This window comes from Nonomuraea sp. NPDC050202 (genome assembly GCF_040656115.1).
Classification (GTDB): Bacteria; Actinomycetota; Actinomycetes; order Streptosporangiales; family Streptosporangiaceae; genus Nonomuraea.
In genome coordinates this window covers 495,979-513,009 of sequence record NZ_JBFALF010000003.1, presented here as the reverse complement: position 1 = coordinate 513,009, position 17,031 = coordinate 495,979, and the positions used below count along the sequence as shown (strand labels likewise).

15 protein-coding genes are annotated in these 17,031 nt (G+C 71.7%); 9 read left to right on the top strand and 6 right to left on the bottom strand.

The window, feature by feature from the left end; translation table 11 throughout:
- The first annotated feature begins 46 nt into the window (after positions 1–46).
- From AB0I79_RS12430 to AB0I79_RS12410, 5 genes are read left to right on the top strand one after another with little or no spacing between them, the layout of a single operon-like run.
- Positions 47–895: a protein phosphatase 2C domain-containing protein gene (locus AB0I79_RS12430; RefSeq protein WP_357870914.1), complete on the top strand. Its 849-nt coding sequence runs from the start codon at positions 47–49 to the stop codon at positions 893–895.
- On the top strand, positions 888–2,174 hold the full coding sequence (locus tag AB0I79_RS12425) for a VWA domain-containing protein (RefSeq protein WP_357870911.1): 1,287 nt from the start codon (positions 888–890) through the stop codon (positions 2,172–2,174). The genes AB0I79_RS12430 and AB0I79_RS12425 overlap by 8 nt, the downstream gene beginning before the upstream one ends.
- On the top strand, positions 2,174–2,899 hold the full coding sequence (locus AB0I79_RS12420; protein ID WP_357870908.1) for an FHA domain-containing protein: 726 nt from the start codon (positions 2,174–2,176) through the stop codon (positions 2,897–2,899). Before AB0I79_RS12425 ends, AB0I79_RS12420 begins: the two co-directional genes overlap by 1 nt.
- Positions 2,900–2,901: 2 nt before the next feature.
- Positions 2,902–4,272, top strand: coding sequence for a hypothetical protein (locus AB0I79_RS12415; protein ID WP_357871645.1), 1,371 nt, complete (start codon positions 2,902–2,904; stop codon positions 4,270–4,272).
- A complete protein-coding gene (locus AB0I79_RS12410; protein WP_357870905.1) occupies positions 4,269–5,075 on the top strand; it encodes a transporter substrate-binding domain-containing protein in 807 nt (268 codons plus the stop codon). The genes AB0I79_RS12415 and AB0I79_RS12410 overlap by 4 nt, the downstream gene beginning before the upstream one ends.
- A gap of 121 nt (positions 5,076–5,196) precedes the next feature.
- On the opposite strand, the gene rpoD is transcribed toward AB0I79_RS12410, so the two are convergent.
- On the bottom strand, positions 5,197–6,333 hold the full coding sequence (gene rpoD, locus AB0I79_RS12405) for an RNA polymerase sigma factor RpoD (RefSeq protein WP_043627522.1): 1,137 nt from the start codon (positions 6,331–6,333) through the stop codon (positions 5,197–5,199).
- Positions 6,334–6,862: 529 nt separating this feature from the next.
- Positions 6,863–8,707, bottom strand: a complete 1,845-nt coding sequence (gene dnaG / locus AB0I79_RS12400; protein ID WP_357870902.1) for a DNA primase — start codon at positions 8,705–8,707, stop codon at positions 6,863–6,865.
- Between the two features lie 183 nt (positions 8,708–8,890).
- Here dnaG and AB0I79_RS12395 point away from each other — a divergent pair, with 183 nt between their 5' ends.
- The gene (locus AB0I79_RS12395) at positions 8,891–9,781 is read left to right on the top strand and encodes a M23 family metallopeptidase (protein ID WP_357870899.1); all 891 of its coding nucleotides are present in this window, start codon (positions 8,891–8,893) and stop codon (positions 9,779–9,781) included.
- Here AB0I79_RS12395 and AB0I79_RS12390 read toward each other — a convergent pair.
- Positions 9,747–10,904, bottom strand: coding sequence for an FAD-dependent oxidoreductase (locus AB0I79_RS12390; RefSeq protein WP_357870897.1), 1,158 nt, complete (start codon positions 10,902–10,904; stop codon positions 9,747–9,749). The genes AB0I79_RS12395 and AB0I79_RS12390 overlap by 35 nt on opposite strands.
- 103 nt (positions 10,905–11,007) lie before the next feature.
- Positions 11,008–12,228, bottom strand: a complete 1,221-nt coding sequence (locus tag AB0I79_RS12385; protein ID WP_357870894.1) for a deoxyguanosinetriphosphate triphosphohydrolase — start codon at positions 12,226–12,228, stop codon at positions 11,008–11,010.
- Positions 12,229–12,308: 80 nt separating this feature from the next.
- On the opposite strand from AB0I79_RS12385, the gene AB0I79_RS12380 reads away from it, so the two are divergent.
- Positions 12,309–13,808: a M48 family metallopeptidase gene (locus tag AB0I79_RS12380; protein ID WP_357870891.1), complete on the top strand. Its 1,500-nt coding sequence runs from the start codon at positions 12,309–12,311 to the stop codon at positions 13,806–13,808.
- A gap of 69 nt (positions 13,809–13,877) precedes the next feature.
- On the opposite strand, the gene AB0I79_RS12375 is transcribed toward AB0I79_RS12380, so the two are convergent.
- The gene (locus AB0I79_RS12375) at positions 13,878–14,615 is read right to left on the bottom strand and encodes a phosphotransferase (RefSeq protein WP_357870888.1); all 738 of its coding nucleotides are present in this window, start codon (positions 14,613–14,615) and stop codon (positions 13,878–13,880) included.
- Positions 14,616–14,739: 124 nt separating this feature from the next.
- Between AB0I79_RS12375 and AB0I79_RS12370 the strand changes: the two genes are divergently transcribed.
- Together AB0I79_RS12370 and AB0I79_RS12365 are read left to right on the top strand one after the other, a co-directional pair.
- Positions 14,740–15,228, top strand: coding sequence for a DUF6194 family protein (locus AB0I79_RS12370; RefSeq protein ID WP_357870885.1), 489 nt, complete (start codon positions 14,740–14,742; stop codon positions 15,226–15,228).
- Between the two features lie 153 nt (positions 15,229–15,381).
- Positions 15,382–16,086: a methyltransferase domain-containing protein gene (locus tag AB0I79_RS12365; RefSeq protein ID WP_357870882.1), complete on the top strand. Its 705-nt coding sequence runs from the start codon at positions 15,382–15,384 to the stop codon at positions 16,084–16,086.
- A 10-nt stretch (positions 16,087–16,096) separates the two neighbouring features.
- Here AB0I79_RS12365 and AB0I79_RS12360 read toward each other — a convergent pair whose 3' ends face one another.
- Positions 16,097–16,741 carry a dihydrofolate reductase family protein gene (locus AB0I79_RS12360; protein WP_357870880.1) on the bottom strand — a complete coding sequence of 215 codons (645 nt, stop codon included), beginning with the start codon at positions 16,739–16,741 and terminating at the stop codon, positions 16,097–16,099.
- Between the last annotated feature and the right edge of the window lie 290 nt (positions 16,742–17,031).

Sequence of the window (17,031 nt, the reverse complement as noted above, 5' to 3'; positions counted from 1 at the left end):
AGGCGAGGCTGTGACGCGGGGCGAGGCTGTGACCGGAGGCGAGGCTGTGACCGGGAGTGCGGGCGGGTGCCCGGTGTGCGAGGCGCCCGTGCTGGCGGGCGACACCTTCTGCGAGGCGTGCGGCCACGCCCTGGGCGCGCCGGCCTGCGCGGCCTGCGGCGCGGCGGCCGTGGACGCGGAGGGGTACTGCGAGCGGTGCGGCGCCCGCCAGCCGACCGGCAGGGACCACGCCGAGATCGTGCTCCCCGCCACCCCGCATGGTGCTGCGGCGGCGCTGACCGACAGGGGGCTGCGGCGCAGCCGTAACGAGGACGCGGTGGCGCTGCTGGAGGCGGAGGGCTCGATCGTGACCGTGGTCTGCGACGGCGTGGGCAGCTCGCCCAGGGCCGACGAGGCCGCGGCTGCGGCGACCGAGACCGCCTCGGCGGCGCTGGCCAGGGGCCTGCCGCACGAGGAGGCGTTCGAGCTGGCCGGCCGCGCCGTGAGCAAGCTGGCGACCTCGCTGGACGACGCCCCCGCCTGCACCTACCTCGCCGCCGTGGTGCGGCCGGACGGCGGGGTGACGCTCGGCTGGGCCGGCGACACGCGGGCGTACCTGCTGCCCGCCGGCACGCTGCTGACCGAGGACGACGTCGTGGAGACCGGCGAGATCACCGCGTGGCTCGGCGCCGACGCCGAGGACGCGGGCCCGCACGTCCGCACGCTCGCTCCCGGAACGCGGGGCCTGCTCCTGATCTGCAGCGACGGCCTGTGGCGCTACCTGGACGGCTACCACTTCCCCACGTCGGGGACCCCGCTGGAGATGGCCCGCGAGATGCTGCGCCACGCGCTGGCCTCCGGCGGCCAGGACAACGTGACGATCGCCTTGATCCCCCTAGGAGAAGCGCATGGGTGACCAGCCCGCTTTCACGCTGAACATCGACCAGAACAAGTACCTCCCCCTTGACGGCCGTGAGGTGCACGCTATCCTCACCATCGGCTCGACCGGGGAGGCGACCGCCCAGGCCGTGCCCGCCGAGGCGGCCGAGGTGATCATCATCGACACGTCGGGCTCGATGAGCGGCAGCAAGATCCGCGAGGCCCGGCAGGCGGCGGCCACGGCCGTGCGGACGCTGCGCGACGGCGTGCACTTCGCGGTGGTGGCGGGCACGGAGCGTGCCAAGGTCGTCTACCCGGGCGGCACCGCGAACCTGGTCAGGGCCAGCCCCGCGACCAGGGCCGAGGCCGAGCGGGCGATCGGCCGGCTGAGCGCGCACGGCGGCACCGCGATCGGCGAGTGGCTCAAGCTGGCCGGTCACCTGCTGACCCAGCACCCCTCGGCGATCAGGCACGCGATCCTCATGACCGACGGGCAGAACAACGAGCGCCCCGAGGTGTTCGCCTCCGTGCTGGCCGGCTGGAGCGGCAAGTTCGTCTGCGACAGCCTGGGCGTGGGCGACGACTGGGCGCCCGCCGAGCTGCGCAAGGTGGCCGAGGCGATGCTCGGCACGTTCGAGTTCGTACGCAACCAGGGGGATCTGCCGGAGTTCTTCCGCCGGCTCACGCAGACCTCGATGAGCAAGACCGTGGCCGAGCTGTCGCTGCGGGTGTGGGTGCCGCAGACGGCGCGGCTGAAGTTCGTCAAGCAGGTCTCCCCCACGCTCCTCGACCTGACCGGCAAGCGCACCGACGTCAACCCGCTGACCGGCGACTACCCGACCGGTTCGTGGGGCGCGGAGGAGCGCGAGTACCACGTCTGCGTCGAGGTGCCGCCCGGGCAGATCGGGCAGGAGATCAGGGCCGGCTGGGTCAAGCTGGTCCGCCCCGACACGCAGGAGGTCATGGCCAGCGGCAACGTGCTGGCCCAGTGGACCGACGACCTGGCGCAGTCCACCCGCATCAACAGGAAGGTCGCCCACTACACGGGGCAGGCCGAGCTGCACGAGCTGATCCAGGACGGGCTCAGCCTGCGCGCCATGGGCGATGTCGAGGCCGCCACCGCCCGCCTGGCCAAGGCCCGGCGGCTCGCCGAGGAGTCCGGCCGGGAGGACACGGCCAGGCTGCTGGAGAAGGTGGTGGAGCTGGATCCGGCCACGGGCACGGCACGGCTGCGCAGGAACGTGGACAAGGCCGACGAGATCGAGCTGGACGCCGGCTCCCAGCGGACGAGCCGGCTGCGCAAGGAAGGAAGCTGATGGCGACCTGCCCGCAGGGGCACCAGTCGGGCGCCGACGACTACTGCGACATCTGCGGCACCCAGCTGACCCCGGCCCCGCAACCGGCTTCACAACCGGCCCAGCAATCGGCCCAGCAATCGGCCCAGCAATCGGCCCAGCAATCGGCCCAGCAATCGGCCGCTCAGCCCGCCCCGCAGCCCGCCGCGCAGCCCCAGCCGGCCGAGGGGTGCCCGGTCTGCCAGACGCCGCGCGCCGGGCAGTTCTGCGAGGTGTGCGGCCACGACTACAGCGGCAGCGGCACCGCCCTCCACGTCTCCGTGCCGGGGACCTCGGTGGGGGCGCGGTGGGAGGCCGTGACCGCCGCCGACCGCACCTACTACGAGAAGGTGATCGCCGAGGGCGGTCCCGACGCCGCCGCGATGGCGTTCCCGCCGTACTGCCCGGAGCGGTCGTTCGCGCTCCACGGCGAGCAGGTACGCATCGGGCGGCGCAGCCGCGCCAGGAACCTGCAGCCGGAGATCGACCTGACCGGCCCGCCCGAGGACCCTGGGGTCTCGCACCTGCACGCCGTGCTGCTGGCCCAGCCGGACGGCACGTGGATGCTGGTGGACCCGGGCTCGTCGAACGGCACCCAGGTCAACGGCAAGGCGCTCAAGGTGAACGTGCCGGTCAGGGTCGGCGCGGGCGACCGCATCCACCTGGGCGCGTGGACGGTCATCACGATCAGGGAGGGCACGCCGTGACCATGGTGCGGCCCGCGCCGGCCGCTCCCGTGCCGGTCTCCCCGGTCCCCGCGCGGCGCAGCGTGCCCGGCAGGATCCGGATCATCTCCGGCGTCACGGTCGCCTCGCTGGCCCTGCTGTTCGCCGCGCTCGCGATCGGCACCTCCAGCGCCCGCGAGGGGCTGCGGGTCATCGGCCGCGACGCGGGCCCGCAGGTCGTCGCCACCGCCGGGCTGTACCTGGCGCTGAGCGACATGGACGCGCAGGTCGCCAACGTGCTGGTGATGGGTGACGCCTACGCCGAGCAGCGCCAGGCCGCGCTGGACAGGTACGACAGGCAGCGGGCCGAGGCCAACCGGACGCTGCTGCAGGCGTTCGAACTGTCGGGCGACAACGCGGCCGAGCGCAACACCGTGCAGTCGGTGCTCGACGGTCTCGGCCGCTACGAGCGGCTGGCCGGGCGGGCGCTGCTGCTGAACGAGCAGTCCAGGCACGCGCCGGGCCCGCCGCCGGAGGAGGTGGTGCGGACCTACCGCGAGGCCACCGACCTGATGCGCATGGTGCTGCTGCCGCAGGCCTACAACCTGACGCTGGAGAGCGGCACGATCGTGCGCGCCACCTACGACTCGCAGGCCGTCGTGGCGCCGCTGGTGCGGGTCGCGGTCGTGCTGGCCGGGCTGGTGGCGCTGGGCTGCCTGCTGTGGTTGCAGCTGTTCCTGGCGCGGCGCTTCCGCCGGGTGTTCGGGCCCGCGCTGCTGGTCGCGACGGTGACGACCGCGGCGGCGCTGCTCTTCGGGACGAACGCGCTCGCCCAGGACGAGGATGACCTGCGCACGGCCAAGTCGGCCGGGTTCGACTCGGTGCTGACGCTGGCCAGGGCGCGGGCGATCAGCAACAGCATGCAGGGCGACCAGAGCCGCTACCTGCTGGACAAGGAGCGGGCCGACACCTACGAGCACACGTACCTGGACCGGTCGCTGGCGGTCATGTACACGGAGGCCGGCAACCTGAGCGCCTACCACACCGCGGTGGCCGGCCACTCGACCGGTTACCTCGGCCTGCTGGGGCCCGAGCTCGTCGGCAGGCAGGGCGAGGAGGTGGCCGGGGCGTACCGGAAGTTCCAGGCGGCCGACAAGGCCTTCCGCGACCTCGTCGGGAGCGGCAGGACCAACGACGCGGTCGCCGAGCGGCTGGGGCCGGTCATGACGGCGTTCGACGCCTACGACCGGGCGCTGACGCAGCTGGCGGGCACGCACCAGAAGGTGTTCGAGCGCTCGATCAGGAGCGGCGAGGGCGCGCTGGACAACCTGTGGCGGCTGCTGCCGTTCGCCATCGGCGCGATCGGCGTGCTGATGGTCGCCGGCGTGTGGCCACGACTGAGGGAGTACCGATGAAGCGGATGCTGGCGATCGTGCTGGTCCTGGCCTCCGTGGTGGCCTCGGGGTGCGGGGTCGGCGGCCAGGAGTCGATCCTGGACCAGGACGAGCTGGTCATCGGGGTGCGGTCCGACCTGCCGTCTGTCGGGTTCCGCAAGGGCGACGGCACGTTCGAGGGCTTCGACGTCGACGTGGCCCGCTACCTGGCGGGCAAGCTGGGCAAGGACGTCTCCTTCCTCGGCGTGCTGGCCGCCGACCGGGAGAAGGTGCTCACGGACGGGCGGGCCGACCTGGTGGTGGCCACGTTCACGATCGACCAGGACCGCAAGCGCAGGGTGCTGTTCGCGGGGCCGTACCACATCTCCTACCAGGACATCCTGATCCGGCCCGAGGAGAGGATCGCGAACGTGCGCGACCTCGAGGGGCGCCGGATCTGCGAGGTGGCGGGGTCGAACGCGGCCCAGCGGGTGGTGGCGGAGCGCGGGGTGAAGGCGCAGGTCGTGCCGTTCCCCGACTACAACCGGTGCCTGGCGGCGCTGAAGAGCAAGCAGGTGGACGCGGTCACCACGAACGACATCATCCTGGCGGGCCTGGCCGCGCGTGACGGGTCGGGGCTGCGGCTGGCCAACGCGCTGTTCAACGAGCAGCGGACGGGGGTCGGCCTGGCCAGGGGCGACGTGCCCGGCTGCGAGGCGGTGAACCGGGCCATCACGCAGATGTACCAGGACGGGACCGCGCAGAAGCTGCTGCGCAAGTGGTTCGGGGAGTCGTGGCTGCGGCGCGCGATCGTCGCGGTGCCGCAGTTCGAGGGTTGCTCCTGAACGCGCGGAGGGGGCGGCCCCGGCGAGGCTGGTCCTGAGAACGAGGAGGGACGGCCCTGGCGGGGCCGATCCCGGGAACGAGGAGGGGGCGGCCCCGGCGGGGCCGTCCCCTCCTGCGCGGTCAGTCCAGGTAGTCCCGCAGCATCTGCGCGCGCGTCGGGTGGCGGAGCTTGGCCAGCGTCTTCGACTCGATCTGGCGAATGCGCTCGCGCGTGACGCCGAACTCCCTGCCCACCTCCTCCAGCGTGCGCGGATGCCCGTCGGCCAGGCCGAAGCGGAGCTGGATGATGCGCTGCTCGCGGTCGGACAGCGTGGCGAGGATGTCGTCGAGCTGATCCTGCAGCATGATGAAGGCGGCGGCCTCCATGGGCACGACAGCGTCGGCGTCCTCGATGAAGTCTCCGAGGTCGGAGTCCTCCTCACCGATCGGCGACTGCAGCGACACGGGCTCCTGGGCGATGCGCTGGATCTCCACCACCCGATCGACGGGGAGATCCATCTCCTTGGCGATCTCCTCGGGGATCGGCTCGCGGCCGAGGTCCTGGTGGAGCTGGCGCTGGACCCTGACGAGCTTGTTGATGGTCTCCACCATGTGGACCGGGATGCGGATCGTCCTGGCCTGGTCGGCGATGGCCCGGGTGATCGCCTGTCTGATCCACCAGGTCGCGTAGGTGGAGAACTTGTAGCCCTTGGTGTAGTCGAACTTCTCGACCGCCCGGATGAGCCCGAGGTTGCCCTCCTGGATCAGGTCCAGGAACAGCATGCCGCGGCCCACGTACCGCTTGGCGATCGACACCACGAGCCTGAGATTGGCTTCGATGAGCCGCTGTTTGGCCCGCGTGCCCTGCCAGACGAGCTCCCTGAACTCCGGGAAGGCCAGACGCGAGACCCCGTTGGCCAGCTTGTCCTCGGCGAACAGGCCGGCTTCGATCGACTTGGCGAGCTCCACCTCCTCCTCAGCGGTCAGCAGCGGCACACGGCCGATCTCCCGTAGATAGATACGGACCAGATCGCTGGTCGGCGCCCGCTTGCCTACGTCTTCCTCATCGGCGCGGGTGGACTCCTCGTCGCCCTGGGGCTCGAGGACCTCCACGCCGTTCTCGGCGAGCATCCGTACGACGCGCTCCAGCGCGTCCGACGGCAACTCGGATCGGTCAAGCGCGGCTGCGACGTCATCGACGGTTACGCTCCCGCGCTCCCTTCCCTTCGCGACGAGGTCCGCCACCTGATCTACGGATGGCGGACCACTTGGCAGCACCGATGCACCCACGGGAGACAGTCTGCAGTATTGGTTCCATCAAATGGCAGACCCATTTTTGTCACCGAAGGTAAGACGATCGTGTTTGCCGAATTGAGATCGTGATAATGTTTAGCCAGAGTTTGATCAGGATAGTAAAGCCAATTACGCGATCAGCATTCACGCGTCCGGCGACGCCGAAGGGCCGGACGCACCTCTTTCGCTGCCTGGAAGTCCTTGTCCGCACCCTTTGTCACCTCGTGGACCGCGCCAAATTTCCTGGTCAACCACCCTGGTTTGACGCTTGCGATCGCTGCCGAACCGTTACCGACCGAGCGTGATCATCGGCCCGCCGGAGCCCGCGGGCACGGGCGTCCCGCACGGCCCCCGGCCTTTACGATCTTGCCTCGGGCGCCCGCCTCCCGCCCCTCGGGCCCGTCCCCGGGCCGGGGATCGCCGCCCACGCTGCGTGACGGCCGGTCGGCCCGGGCTTTATGCAGCTCTTATGGCCGACATTCCGTTCTTCGTCATTCGCGGGAATTACCGGTGTTCAACTGCCACCGGCGACGCGGGTGCGCAGCACCCGGCGCTGCTGCTCCAGCGCCACCAGCTCCCCGAACAGCTTGTTGTACTCCTGCTGCTGCTCCACCGGGTTGAGCCGCTGGATCCGCGACTTGACCTGCGCGATCGCCCGGTCGAGCGGCATGGCCTCGGCGGCCGTCAGGATGTCGCCGGCGTAGCGCTCCTCGGCGTGCGCGTCCACCTGGATCGCCTCCACCGCGAAGCGGGTCACCAGCGCCCGCGCGCCCTCCTCGTGAGCGTGCTGCACCAGGCGCTCCACCCACTCCCGCCCGCCGGCCCCCGCCTGGGCGAGGCCCCCGGCGGCGACGATGACCCTGTGCAGCAGCACGTGGTCGGGCGCGGTGAACGCCTGCGGGTCGAGCGCGTCGAAGCGCGGCCCGAGCAGGGCAGGACGCTGCACGGCCAGCTTGAGCAGCTCGCGCTCCACGCGCACGCTCGGGTCGACCGGCGCCGCCTTGGGCGCGCGCTGCTGCCGGCCCTGCTGGGCGCCGCCCACCTCGGCGATGCGCTGCATGACGAACCGCTCGTCCATGAAGCCCAGCCACCGGTCGAGGTCGATGGCGTAGCGCTTGCGCAGGCCGGCGTCCTTGATGCCGGCCACGATCGGCGCCGCGGCGTCGAGCGCGGCGATCTTGCCTTCGTTGCTGCGCAGGTCGTAGCGGGAGATCGTGCTCCTGATCGCGAACTGGAACAGCGGCTCGCGGCTGGCGATCAGGTCGCGCACGGCGGCGTCGCCCTGCTTGATCCGCAGGTCGCACGGGTCGAGCCCGTCGCTCTGCACCGCCACGTAGGTCTGCGTGACGAACTTCTGCTCGTCGGCGAACGCCCGCAGCGCCGCCTTCTGCCCGGCCGCGTCGCCGTCGAAGGTGAAGATCACCTCGCCCCTGAACTCGGCCTGGTCGAGCAGGAAGCGGCGCAGGATCTTGATGTGCTCCTCGCCGAACGAGGTGCCGCACGTGGCCACCGCGGTCGGCACGCCGGCCAGATGGCAGGCCATCACATCGGTGTATCCCTCGACGATCACGGCCTGCGCGCGCTTGGAGATCTCGCGTTTTGCGAGGTCGATCCCGTAGAGCACCTGGCTCTTCTTGTAAAGCGGCGTGTCAGGCGTATTCAGGTATTTCGGCCCATCATCGGAATCAAGTAGCTTCCGTGCGCCAAATCCGATCACATCGCCCGTCGCGTCCCGGATCGGCCAGATCAGCCGCCCGCGGAAGCGGTCGATCGGCCCCCGCCGGCCCTCCTTGGCCAGCCCGCCCTTCACCAGCTCCTCGGCGGTGAACCCGCGCGCCATGAGATGGCGGCTCAGCGCCTCCCACTCGGCCGGCGCGTAGCCGACCCCGAACGTCTCGGCGTCGGCCCGCTCGAACCCGCGCTCCGACAGGAAGCGACGCCCCGGCGCCGCGTCGGGCCCCATGAGCTTGCCGGCGTAGAACTCGGCCGCCGCCCGGTGCGCCTCGATCAGCCTGGCCCGCTCGCCGTGGTCGCGCCGGGGGACGTAGCCGCCCTGCTCGTACTGGAGCTGGATGCCGGCCCGCTGCGCCAGCCGCTCGACGGCCTCGCCGAACGACAGGTGCTCGATCTTCTCGACGAACGTGATCACGTCGCCGCCCTCGGAGCAGCCGAAGCAGAAGTACATCCCGCGCTCGGGGGTGACGTTGAACGACGGGGTCTTCTCGTCGTGGAAGGGGCACAGGCCCTTGAGGTTGCCGCCTCCCGCGTTACGCAACTGGATGTGCTCGCCGATCACATCGGCGATGGGGGAACGCTCGCGTACGAGCGCGATGTCGACATCACGGATCCGGCCAGCCACGCCGGGAAGTCTATGCCGCCCCACCGACGGTTCTGCGCCCCGGACGTGTCCCGGACCGGTGCGGCGGGGAGGAAGGCGGAGGTTACCTCGTGGCTGCTAAAGGGGGAAACCGGTGATGCGGGGTCTCCGGGTCGGCTACAAAGGTAAAGGTTGTCGGTGGAAACGGTGACACGGGTGGAGATCATGCGATCGGGGCTTGTCGGACGATGGGCGGCCGTCACGGGCGCTGTGCTGTTGACCGGTGCCTGCACCCAGGCGACCGGGCTGGCGGGTGTCGGCGCCACGTCGCCCTCCACCGCCCCTGTGACCGGCACCCCGGTGGCGACGGCGACGATCCCGACGCCCAGCCATCTGGCGGCCGAGCAGCCGCCCGAGGGCGGCGAGCCGGTCAAGGTGCCGCCGCCGAAGCTGTCGAAGTACACCTACACCTTCCCCCTGAAGGGCTGTAAGACGGAGTACCAGCGCAAGCTGCTCGTGCTGCCCAAGACGACGATCTGGGCGCCGCAGGGATGCGCGTTCGTGGCGCCCGTCGGCGGCGTGGTGGACGAGGTGAACGTGCAGGACAGGTGGTCGCCGGGCACCGACGTGGGCGCCACCCGCGAGGGCAGGTTCGTCACGATCATCGGTGACGACGGCGTGCGCTACCTCGGCGGGCACCTCGACTCGGTGGCCGACGGGATCAAGCCGGGCGCGCGGGTCAAGGGCGGTCAGCTCCTCGGCCGAGTGGGCCGCACGGGCAACGCCCGCGACACCGGGCCGAACCTCTACTTCGCGATCTCGTGGAAGACCGGCCCTGCCTTCTGGTGGGTCCGCAGGGGCATGGTCGAGCCGTGGGACTACCTCGACGCCTGGCAGGAGGGCAACCGTACGCTGTCGCCGCGTGAGGAGACGCTGAAGCTGCGCGGGAAGCTCGGCGAGACGCCGCAGTGCGCCGTGCAGTGCGCCTCGGCCCGGCAGCAGCAGGAGCCGCAGGCGAGCAAGACCCCGCGGCCCCGCAAGAGCAGCAACCGCAACGACGATGACGACGACGTCATCACGCTCACCCCGACGACAGCTCCTTTGGATGGACGGTGACGCCGGACCTGATGAGCTCCTGGATGTCGTCCACGACGTCCCAGACGTTGACGTTCATGCCGGCGATCACGCGGCGGTCCCGCAGCCAGTAGGCGATGAACTCCATGCTCTCGGGGTCGCCCCGGTAGACGATCTCGTCGTGGCCCTCGATGTCGCCGGAGAACTCCATGCCCAGCTCGTACTGGTCGGTGTAGAAGTACGGCAACATGTCGTGGACGACCTCCTGGCCGAGCATCGACCTGGCGGCGGCCGGGCCGCCGTGCAGGGCGTTGGCCCAGTGCTCGACGCGGACGCGGCGGCCGTACAGGGGGTGGAAGGACTCCGCCACGTCGCCCGCCGCGTACACGTCGGGGTGCGAGGTGCGCAGGGAGGCGTCGGTGAGGATGCCGTGGCCGACGTCGAGGCCCGCGTCTCGGGCGAGCCCGACCTCGGGTGCGGCGCCGATGCCGGCCACGACCAGGTCCGCGGTGAGCCGCTCGCCGGAGCTGAGGCGCACGCCGGTCTCGGTGACCTCCGCGGCGGCCGTGCCGAAGCGCAGGTCCACGCCCTTGCTCGCGTGCAGGCGGGCGAACAGCTCGCCGAGCTCCTGGCCGAGCGCCCGGTTGAGCGCGGTGGGCTCGGGCTCGACGACGGTGACCTGGCAGCCGGCCGTACGCGCCGCCGCCGCCGTCTCCAGGCCGATCCAGGAGGCGCCGACGATCAGCACGTCCCCGCCTTCGGCGAAGCGGCGCTTGAGCGTCTCGCTGTCCTCCACCGTGCGCAGGTAGTAGGCGGGTCCCGGCAGGCGTCTGGGCACGGCGCCGGTCGCGATGAGCAGCTTGTCGTACGGTTGCCGCGACCCGTCCCCGAGCCTGACCAGGTGATGAGCCGGCTCGATGCGGGTGACCCTGGTGCCGAGCCGGAGATCCACGTCGTTGTCGGCGTACCAGCCGGGTTCGTGGACGAAGATCTCCTCCCGTCCGCTACCGCCCTGGAGGTACCCCTTGGACAGGGGCGGTCTCTCGTAGGGCCGCTCGGTCTCCGCGCCGATCAGCACGATCTCGCCGTCGAAGCCCTCCTCGCGCAGCGTCTGCGCTGCCTTCGCGCCGGCGAGCCCGGCTCCGACGATCACATATGTGGCCATGGGCGCAGTATGCGCCCGCCGGGGTCGTCGGGAAAGCCGGTTGTGCCAGGCGACCTGCCTCGTTGACGAACTCTTGATCAGTCTCTTGAGATCGGTTCCTTGATCAGCGGGAGAGCCTGCGGTGCCAGGCGACCGCCGACGTGTCGGTGAGCGAGGCGATCTGGTCGATCACCACGCGGACGCGGGCGGCGTCGTTCGCGGCCTCCAGGAACGCGGGCCGGAAGGCGGGCTCCAGCGTGCCCGGCGCGCCGAGCGTGATCAGGGAGGCCAGCTCGGTGATGAGGTCGCGCTGCCTGGCCTGGTTGGCGTGGTGGTCGGCGGTGGTCATCACGTAGTGCGCGGTGACGCCCTTGAGCAGCGCGCACTCCAGCCTGGTGGCGTGCGGCACGACCAGGTCGGCGCGGTGGCGGGAGCCGTACACCTCCTTGGTGGCGGCCTGCGCGGAGCGGCAGAACCGGCCGATGAGGCCGCTGGTGAGCGCCTTGAGCCCGGCCAGGTCGGCCATGGTGGCCTCGAAGCGGCGCGGCCAGAGCGGGTCGGCGATCAGCTTGGCGAAGACCTCCTCCAGCTCGTTGAGGTCGGCGCCGGGGGCGTACCAGGTGCGGGTGATCCGGCACACCTGGGCGCGCTCGACCGGCGACTGGAGCGCCTCGGGGGTGACGTGGCCGGAGTGCAGGGCGTCCTCCAGGTCGTGCACGGAGTAGGCGACGTCGTCGGCCCAGTCCATGATCTGCGCCTCGAAGCTCACGCGGCCCTCCGGCGCGCCCTCCCTGATCCACTCGAACACCGGCAGGTCGTCGTCGTACACGCCGAACTTGGCGCCCTTGTCGCACGTCCACGGGTACTTGATGGAGGCGTCGAGCGCGGCCCGCGTCAGGTTGAGGCCGGCGCTGCGGCCGTCCCCGGTGAGCACCTTGGCCTCCAGCCGGGTGAGCAGGCGCAGGCTCTGCGCGTTGCCCTCGAAGCCGCCGCACGAGGCCGACAGCGCGTTGAGCGCCATCTCGCCGTTGTGCCCGAACGGCGGATGCCCCAGGTCGTGGGCCAGGCAGGCGGTCTCCACCAGGTCGGGGTCGACGCCGAGCGTGGCGCCCATCTCCCTGCCCACCTGGGCGCATTCGAGGGAGTGGGTCAGGCGGGTGCGCGGGATGTGCTGGCCGCCGCCGAGCGTCTCTCCCGGGCCCACCACCTGCGTCTTCGCCGCCAGCCTGCGCAGTGCGGCACTGTGCAGCACCCGGGCCCGGTCTCGCTCGAACGCGGCGCGTTCCGGATTGCCGGGAAGTTCCGGAACCCAACGCTCCTGGTCATGCTCGTCGTAGTACGGCATCAGTGAAGTGATTTTATCCAGTTTCCGGTCTCCGCTAGTGTCAAGCCTCGCGAGAAACCCTTCCCCGGGAGCCCTCCCCCATGACGACAGCGTTCCGAGCAGTGCTGGCCTTTACCCTGCTCGCCGGCTTCTATGTGCTGGTCGGCCTCATCCTGGCGGCCGCGGTCTTCATCGACGTCATGCTCGTCGTCGACTTCCACGCCAACACGATCAAGTTCGCGGTCGTGCTCACCCTGGCGGCGGGCGCGCTGGTCCGCGCGCTGATCATGGTCAGCCGCCGCCGCGGCGGCGAGCAGCCGGGGGTGCCGGTCGGGCGCGAGCACGAGCCGGTGCTGTGGCAGACGGTCGAGGAGCTCTCACAGCGCGTACGCACCGCGCCGCCGGACGAGATCCGCCTGGTCGCGGAGGTGAACGCGGCCGTGTCCGAGGACACCCGCCTCCTCGGGCTGCGGGCGACGAGGCGGCGCATGTTCATCGGGCTGCCGCTGCTGCAGACCCTCACCGTGGACGAGATGCGCGCGGTCCTCGGGCACGAGCTCGGCCACTACAGCGGCGCGCACACCCGCCTGGGCGCGCCGGTCTACCGGGGCCGGGTCTCGCTCATCGCCACCGTGCAGGGCCTGCACAACCACCCGTTCATCCAGCGCCTGTTCACCTGGTACGCCAAGCTGTACCTGCGCGTCTCGCAGGCCGTCTCGCGGCGTCAGGAGCTGGAGGCCGACCAGCTCGCGGTCGCCATCGGCGGCCGGCAGGCGATGGCGGGCGCGCTGCGCAAGATCCACGCCACGGCGACCGGCTGGGACGTCTACGTCAACAACTACCTGTCGCTGACCGGCGCGGGAGGCGCCCGGCCCGCGTCGGTGTTCGGCGGCTTCCACGCGCTCATGTCCGACCCCGACCGCCAGGCCGAGATCGCCAAGCTGGGCGAGCAGCCCGAGGAGGTCTCCCCGTACGACTCGCACCCGAGCCTGGCCGACCGCCTGGCCGCCATCGAGCACCTGCCGGAGCCGCAGCACGTGCCGGATCCGCGCTCGGCCCTGACGCTGCTGGTGGACCCGAACGTGGCGGTGCAGGCGGTGGAGCAGTCCATGTGGAGCCAGGAGGCCCTGGCGACGCTGCGGCCGGTGTCGTGGGAGGAGCTGGTCTCGCAGGGCATGTACGCGGGCCGCAACGCCGACGCCGTACGCGACCTGGCCGTGGCCGGGCAGCAGGTGATGGGGGCGGCGCGGCCGTACCTGGACGCGGCGTTCGAGGCCATCGCGCGGGGGCGGCAGGCCGAGCTGGAGGCCAAGCTGCTGGAGCAGGGCTGGAACCCGTCCCCCACGTTGCTGGCCGGGGTGCTGGGGCAGGCGCTGGAGGCGGTGCTGATCCAGCTCGGCGAGGCCAGGTGGACGCTGTCGTGGTCGGGGCCCGCGCGGCTGCTGTTCGACGACGGGGAGGAGGTCGCCCTGTCGGAGTACGCGGCGCAGGTGGCGGCCAACCCCGCGGCGGTGGCGGGGCTGCGGCAGTGGCTGGGCGATCACGGCATGCGCCACGACTACGTGCCGCTGGAGGAGCCCAGCCCGGCCGCGCTGGGATAGCCACCGACCGGCGAGCCGGGGCCGGGTGCCCATGACTTCCGGGTCGGGGTGCCCGTCCCGGCTCCTGGATCAGGGAGCGAGTGCCCGTTCCAGGACGCCGCGGTGCTGGGCGACCCAGTCGTGGGCGGCCCCGACCTGCTCCACGACGCCGTCCGCGCACAGCCTGACCGCGTGCGGCAGCCCGGCCTCCGCGTCCGCCTCGATGCCGCGCCGGCACCGGTCCTGCCACCACAGCACGCTCTCCACCACCTCACCGCGCTCCGCCAGCCCGTAGCCGTCGCAGATCACCCGCAACCGCCGCGCCGCCTCCCCCGGCTCCGCGCCCGGCGCCAGGCCGGCGTACTGCCAGCAGACATGCGCCACGTCGTGGATCCGCCTGCCGGGCCCGGCGAGGTCCCAGTCGATGAACGCCACGGGCCGCAGCCCCGCGCCGCCGTCCCGGTAGACGGTGTTCTTCGGTGACAGGTCGTTGTGGCAGACGACCTCGCCGTCCCCCGCCGGCGGCGTGCCCGCCGTGAGGTCGTGGAACTCGCGGACGAGCCCCGCCACCCGCGCCAGGCTCCCGTCCGACGTGACCCCGTCCGGCTGGGTCCGCTCCCACGCCACGTGGCCGTCCACGAAACTGAGGATCTCGCGGCCCTGCTCGTCGAGGCCGAGGAAGCGCGGCGCGCCCGCCCAGCCGCGCCGCTCGAACAGGCGCAGCAGCTCGTGCACGTACGCGGCCCGCCGGCCGGGGACGCGCCGGACGGTGTCCCCGACGCGGACGACGGCGTTGACGAAACCGCCGGGAAGAGGTGTCTCTGACATGCACTCCAGCTTGCCCGGCCCGCACGTGCTTTGAGGCTTTGCGCGCCTCTTCCCGGATATCACGCTCGAAAGTCTCACTAGGCAGTGCAGTGAGACGATTGAGGGGAGCGAAAGGAGCCTCGACATGACAGAGGACGACATCATCACGTTCGTGAGCGGCCTGCCAGGGACCGCCGTGTTCACCGCCGGGCCCGGCGACGGGTCGCCGGAAGTGGCGTGGGGAGACTCGTTCTTCTTCTACGACCCGGACGGCCTGGACAGCATCCCGGCCGACGGCCGCCTGCCGTACGCGACGATCGTGACCAAGGACTACCCGGGCTTCGACACCGCCTCCGGCCTCGACCGGCCGGGCGTCTTCCGGCTGAACGTGGCGGTCGGCCGCGTCGTGTTCGAGCGGCTCGTCGGATATCCGCCCGCCGCGCACGCCGAGCACCACGCCGGCACGGACTACGCGGTTCTCGACCGGGTGATCCCGCATCCGCTGTACGCCACCCAGTCGTGGATCTCCATCCTGAACCCCGAGGACGCCGAGCCCGCCCAGGCGATCCTGCGCGACGCGCACGCCCGCGCCACCGAGCGCCACCGCCGGCCGCCCGGCAAGAGCCCCGCGTGATCGCTTCCCCGGCCCGCCGGGCGGCGTGGAGGGCCACGCGGGCCCGCTGAACGACCGGCGGGCTCGCGGCGGCGAGTTTCCTGGACGGCCTTGCCACACTGCGGCCGGTGACCGTACGGTCACCCTTAGCATTCGCCAGCCGAAGGAGGCGCTGTGAGCAGGAACGACGGCGGACCCCAGCCAGGCGCGACAATGCTCCCCCACCTCGCCTGGCGAGTGGAGGCGATGATCGCCGGCATCGCCGAGCGGCGCCCGCCCGCCACCGGCGCGATCGCGCAGGCGCTGCGGAAGGTGCCCCGCCACTGGTTCGTCCCCTCCCTCGGCCTGGTGCTCGACGACGACGGCGGGGCCTCCCCGATCGATCGCGACATCGACCCGCACGCGTGGTGGGACGCCGTCTACTCCGACCGGCCGATCGCCACGCCGCTGGCCGCGGGCGGCACCTCCTACACGTGCGTCAACCCCTCTCCCAGCGCCGTCGTCGACGTGCTGGAGCTCCTCGACCTCCGCCCCGGCCATCGGGTGCTGGAGGTGGGGACGGGCAGCGGGTGGGTCACGGCGCTGCTGTGCCGGCTGGCGGGCGAGTCGGGCCGCGTGACGTCGGTCGAGGAGGACGCCGGGGCGGCGGAGGCGGCCCGGCGGAACCTGGTGGCCGCCGGGGTCCGCCCGTACCTCGTCACGGGCGACTGCGCGCGCGGCTGCCCGGAGCGGGGCCCCTACGACCGGATGCTCGTGCCGTCCGCCGCTCCTGGGCCGTGGACCGCGCAGGCGGCGCCCGGAGCGGTGATCGTCGGCGGGAGCGGCCAGGCCGTGCGGCTGGTGGTGGCGGGGGCCGAGGACGAGCCGCGCGGGCCCTAGCCCGCGCGGGTCATCGTCTCCAGAACAGCAGGTGGGTGACGCCGCTGGGGCTCGGCACGGTGTCCAGGTGGAAGCGGTCGAGCAGGTCGGTGTGGCTCTCCCACAGCCGTTCGCCCCGGCCGAGCTCGACGGGCGCGACGGCGATGTGCATCGTGTCGACCAGGTCGGCCTCGAGGAACTCGCGGATGGTGGCGACTCCGCCGCCGAGGCGCACGTCCCGGCCGCCGGCGGCCTGCTTCGCCCGTGCCAGCGCCTCGGCCGGTGTCGCGTCGAGGAAGTGGAAGGTGGTGTCGGCCAGGGTGAAGGACGGGCGTTCGTGGTGGGTGAGCACGAAGACCGGGGTGCGGAACGGCGGGGTGTCTCCCCACCACCCCTGCCACTCGTGGTTCTCCCACGGGCCGCGCTGGGGGCCGAACTTGTTGCGCCCCATGATCTCGGCTCCGATGTCGCGGGTGTGGTCGCGCGTCATGTAGTCGTCCAGGCCGCGCGTGCCGCCGGGGTCGGTGCGGTTCACCCAGCTCGCGGTGGCGCCCGCCCACGACCACAGCGGGGCGGGGTCCGCGTGGCCGAAGGGCCGGTCCAGGCTCTGCCCTTCACCGGCGCCGAACCCGTCCCGCGAGACGTTGAAGCAGTGCACCCTCAACAGCTGTGACATGTCTCCTCCTTGGTCCGAGGCGTGCCCAGGCCGGGCGCACCTTCCCGGAGGTGGTCGGAGCGGCGGGCACGTTCTTGCCGTCCGGCGCCGGAAAAGGACGGGCAGCTTCCTGCGGGGCTCCTTCGTGTACGGCGCGGGCCGTCCACCGCCATTACCGAGGACTCCCTCATTAATGGCCCGGCGACTCCCTCTTCCGCTGGGCAAATTTGCCCGCAACCTCTTGACTTAATTTGCATGGACTCCATGATTAGTCGCAAGTCCGACATCCCCGCCGGCCTTGCCTAGGAGCC

Excerpts from the sequence above, each read along its gene's own strand:
- AB0I79_RS12410 (WP_357870905.1), top strand. The coding sequence starts at position 4,269 with ATGAAGCGGATGCTGGCGATCGTGCTGGTCCTGGCCTCCGTGGTGGCC.
- AB0I79_RS12415 (WP_357871645.1), top strand. The coding sequence starts at position 2,902 with ATGGTGCGGCCCGCGCCGGCCGCTCCCGTGCCGGTCTCCCCGGTCCCC.
- AB0I79_RS12420 (WP_357870908.1), top strand. The coding sequence starts at position 2,174 with ATGGCGACCTGCCCGCAGGGGCACCAGTCGGGCGCCGACGACTACTGC.
- AB0I79_RS12380 (WP_357870891.1), top strand. The coding sequence starts at position 12,309 with ATGACGACAGCGTTCCGAGCAGTGCTGGCCTTTACCCTGCTCGCCGGC.
- AB0I79_RS12375 (WP_357870888.1), bottom strand. The coding sequence starts at position 14,615 with ATGTCAGAGACACCTCTTCCCGGCGGTTTCGTCAACGCCGTCGTCCGC.
- AB0I79_RS12385 (WP_357870894.1), bottom strand. The coding sequence starts at position 12,228 with ATGCCGTACTACGACGAGCATGACCAGGAGCGTTGGGTTCCGGAACTT.
- AB0I79_RS12395 (WP_357870899.1), top strand. The coding sequence starts at position 8,891 with ATGCGATCGGGGCTTGTCGGACGATGGGCGGCCGTCACGGGCGCTGTG.
- AB0I79_RS12425 (WP_357870911.1), top strand. The coding sequence starts at position 888 with ATGGGTGACCAGCCCGCTTTCACGCTGAACATCGACCAGAACAAGTAC.
- AB0I79_RS12360 (WP_357870880.1), bottom strand. The coding sequence starts at position 16,741 with ATGTCACAGCTGTTGAGGGTGCACTGCTTCAACGTCTCGCGGGACGGG.
- AB0I79_RS12370 (WP_357870885.1), top strand. The coding sequence starts at position 14,740 with ATGACAGAGGACGACATCATCACGTTCGTGAGCGGCCTGCCAGGGACC.
- AB0I79_RS12390 (WP_357870897.1), bottom strand. The coding sequence starts at position 10,904 with ATGGCCACATATGTGATCGTCGGAGCCGGGCTCGCCGGCGCGAAGGCA.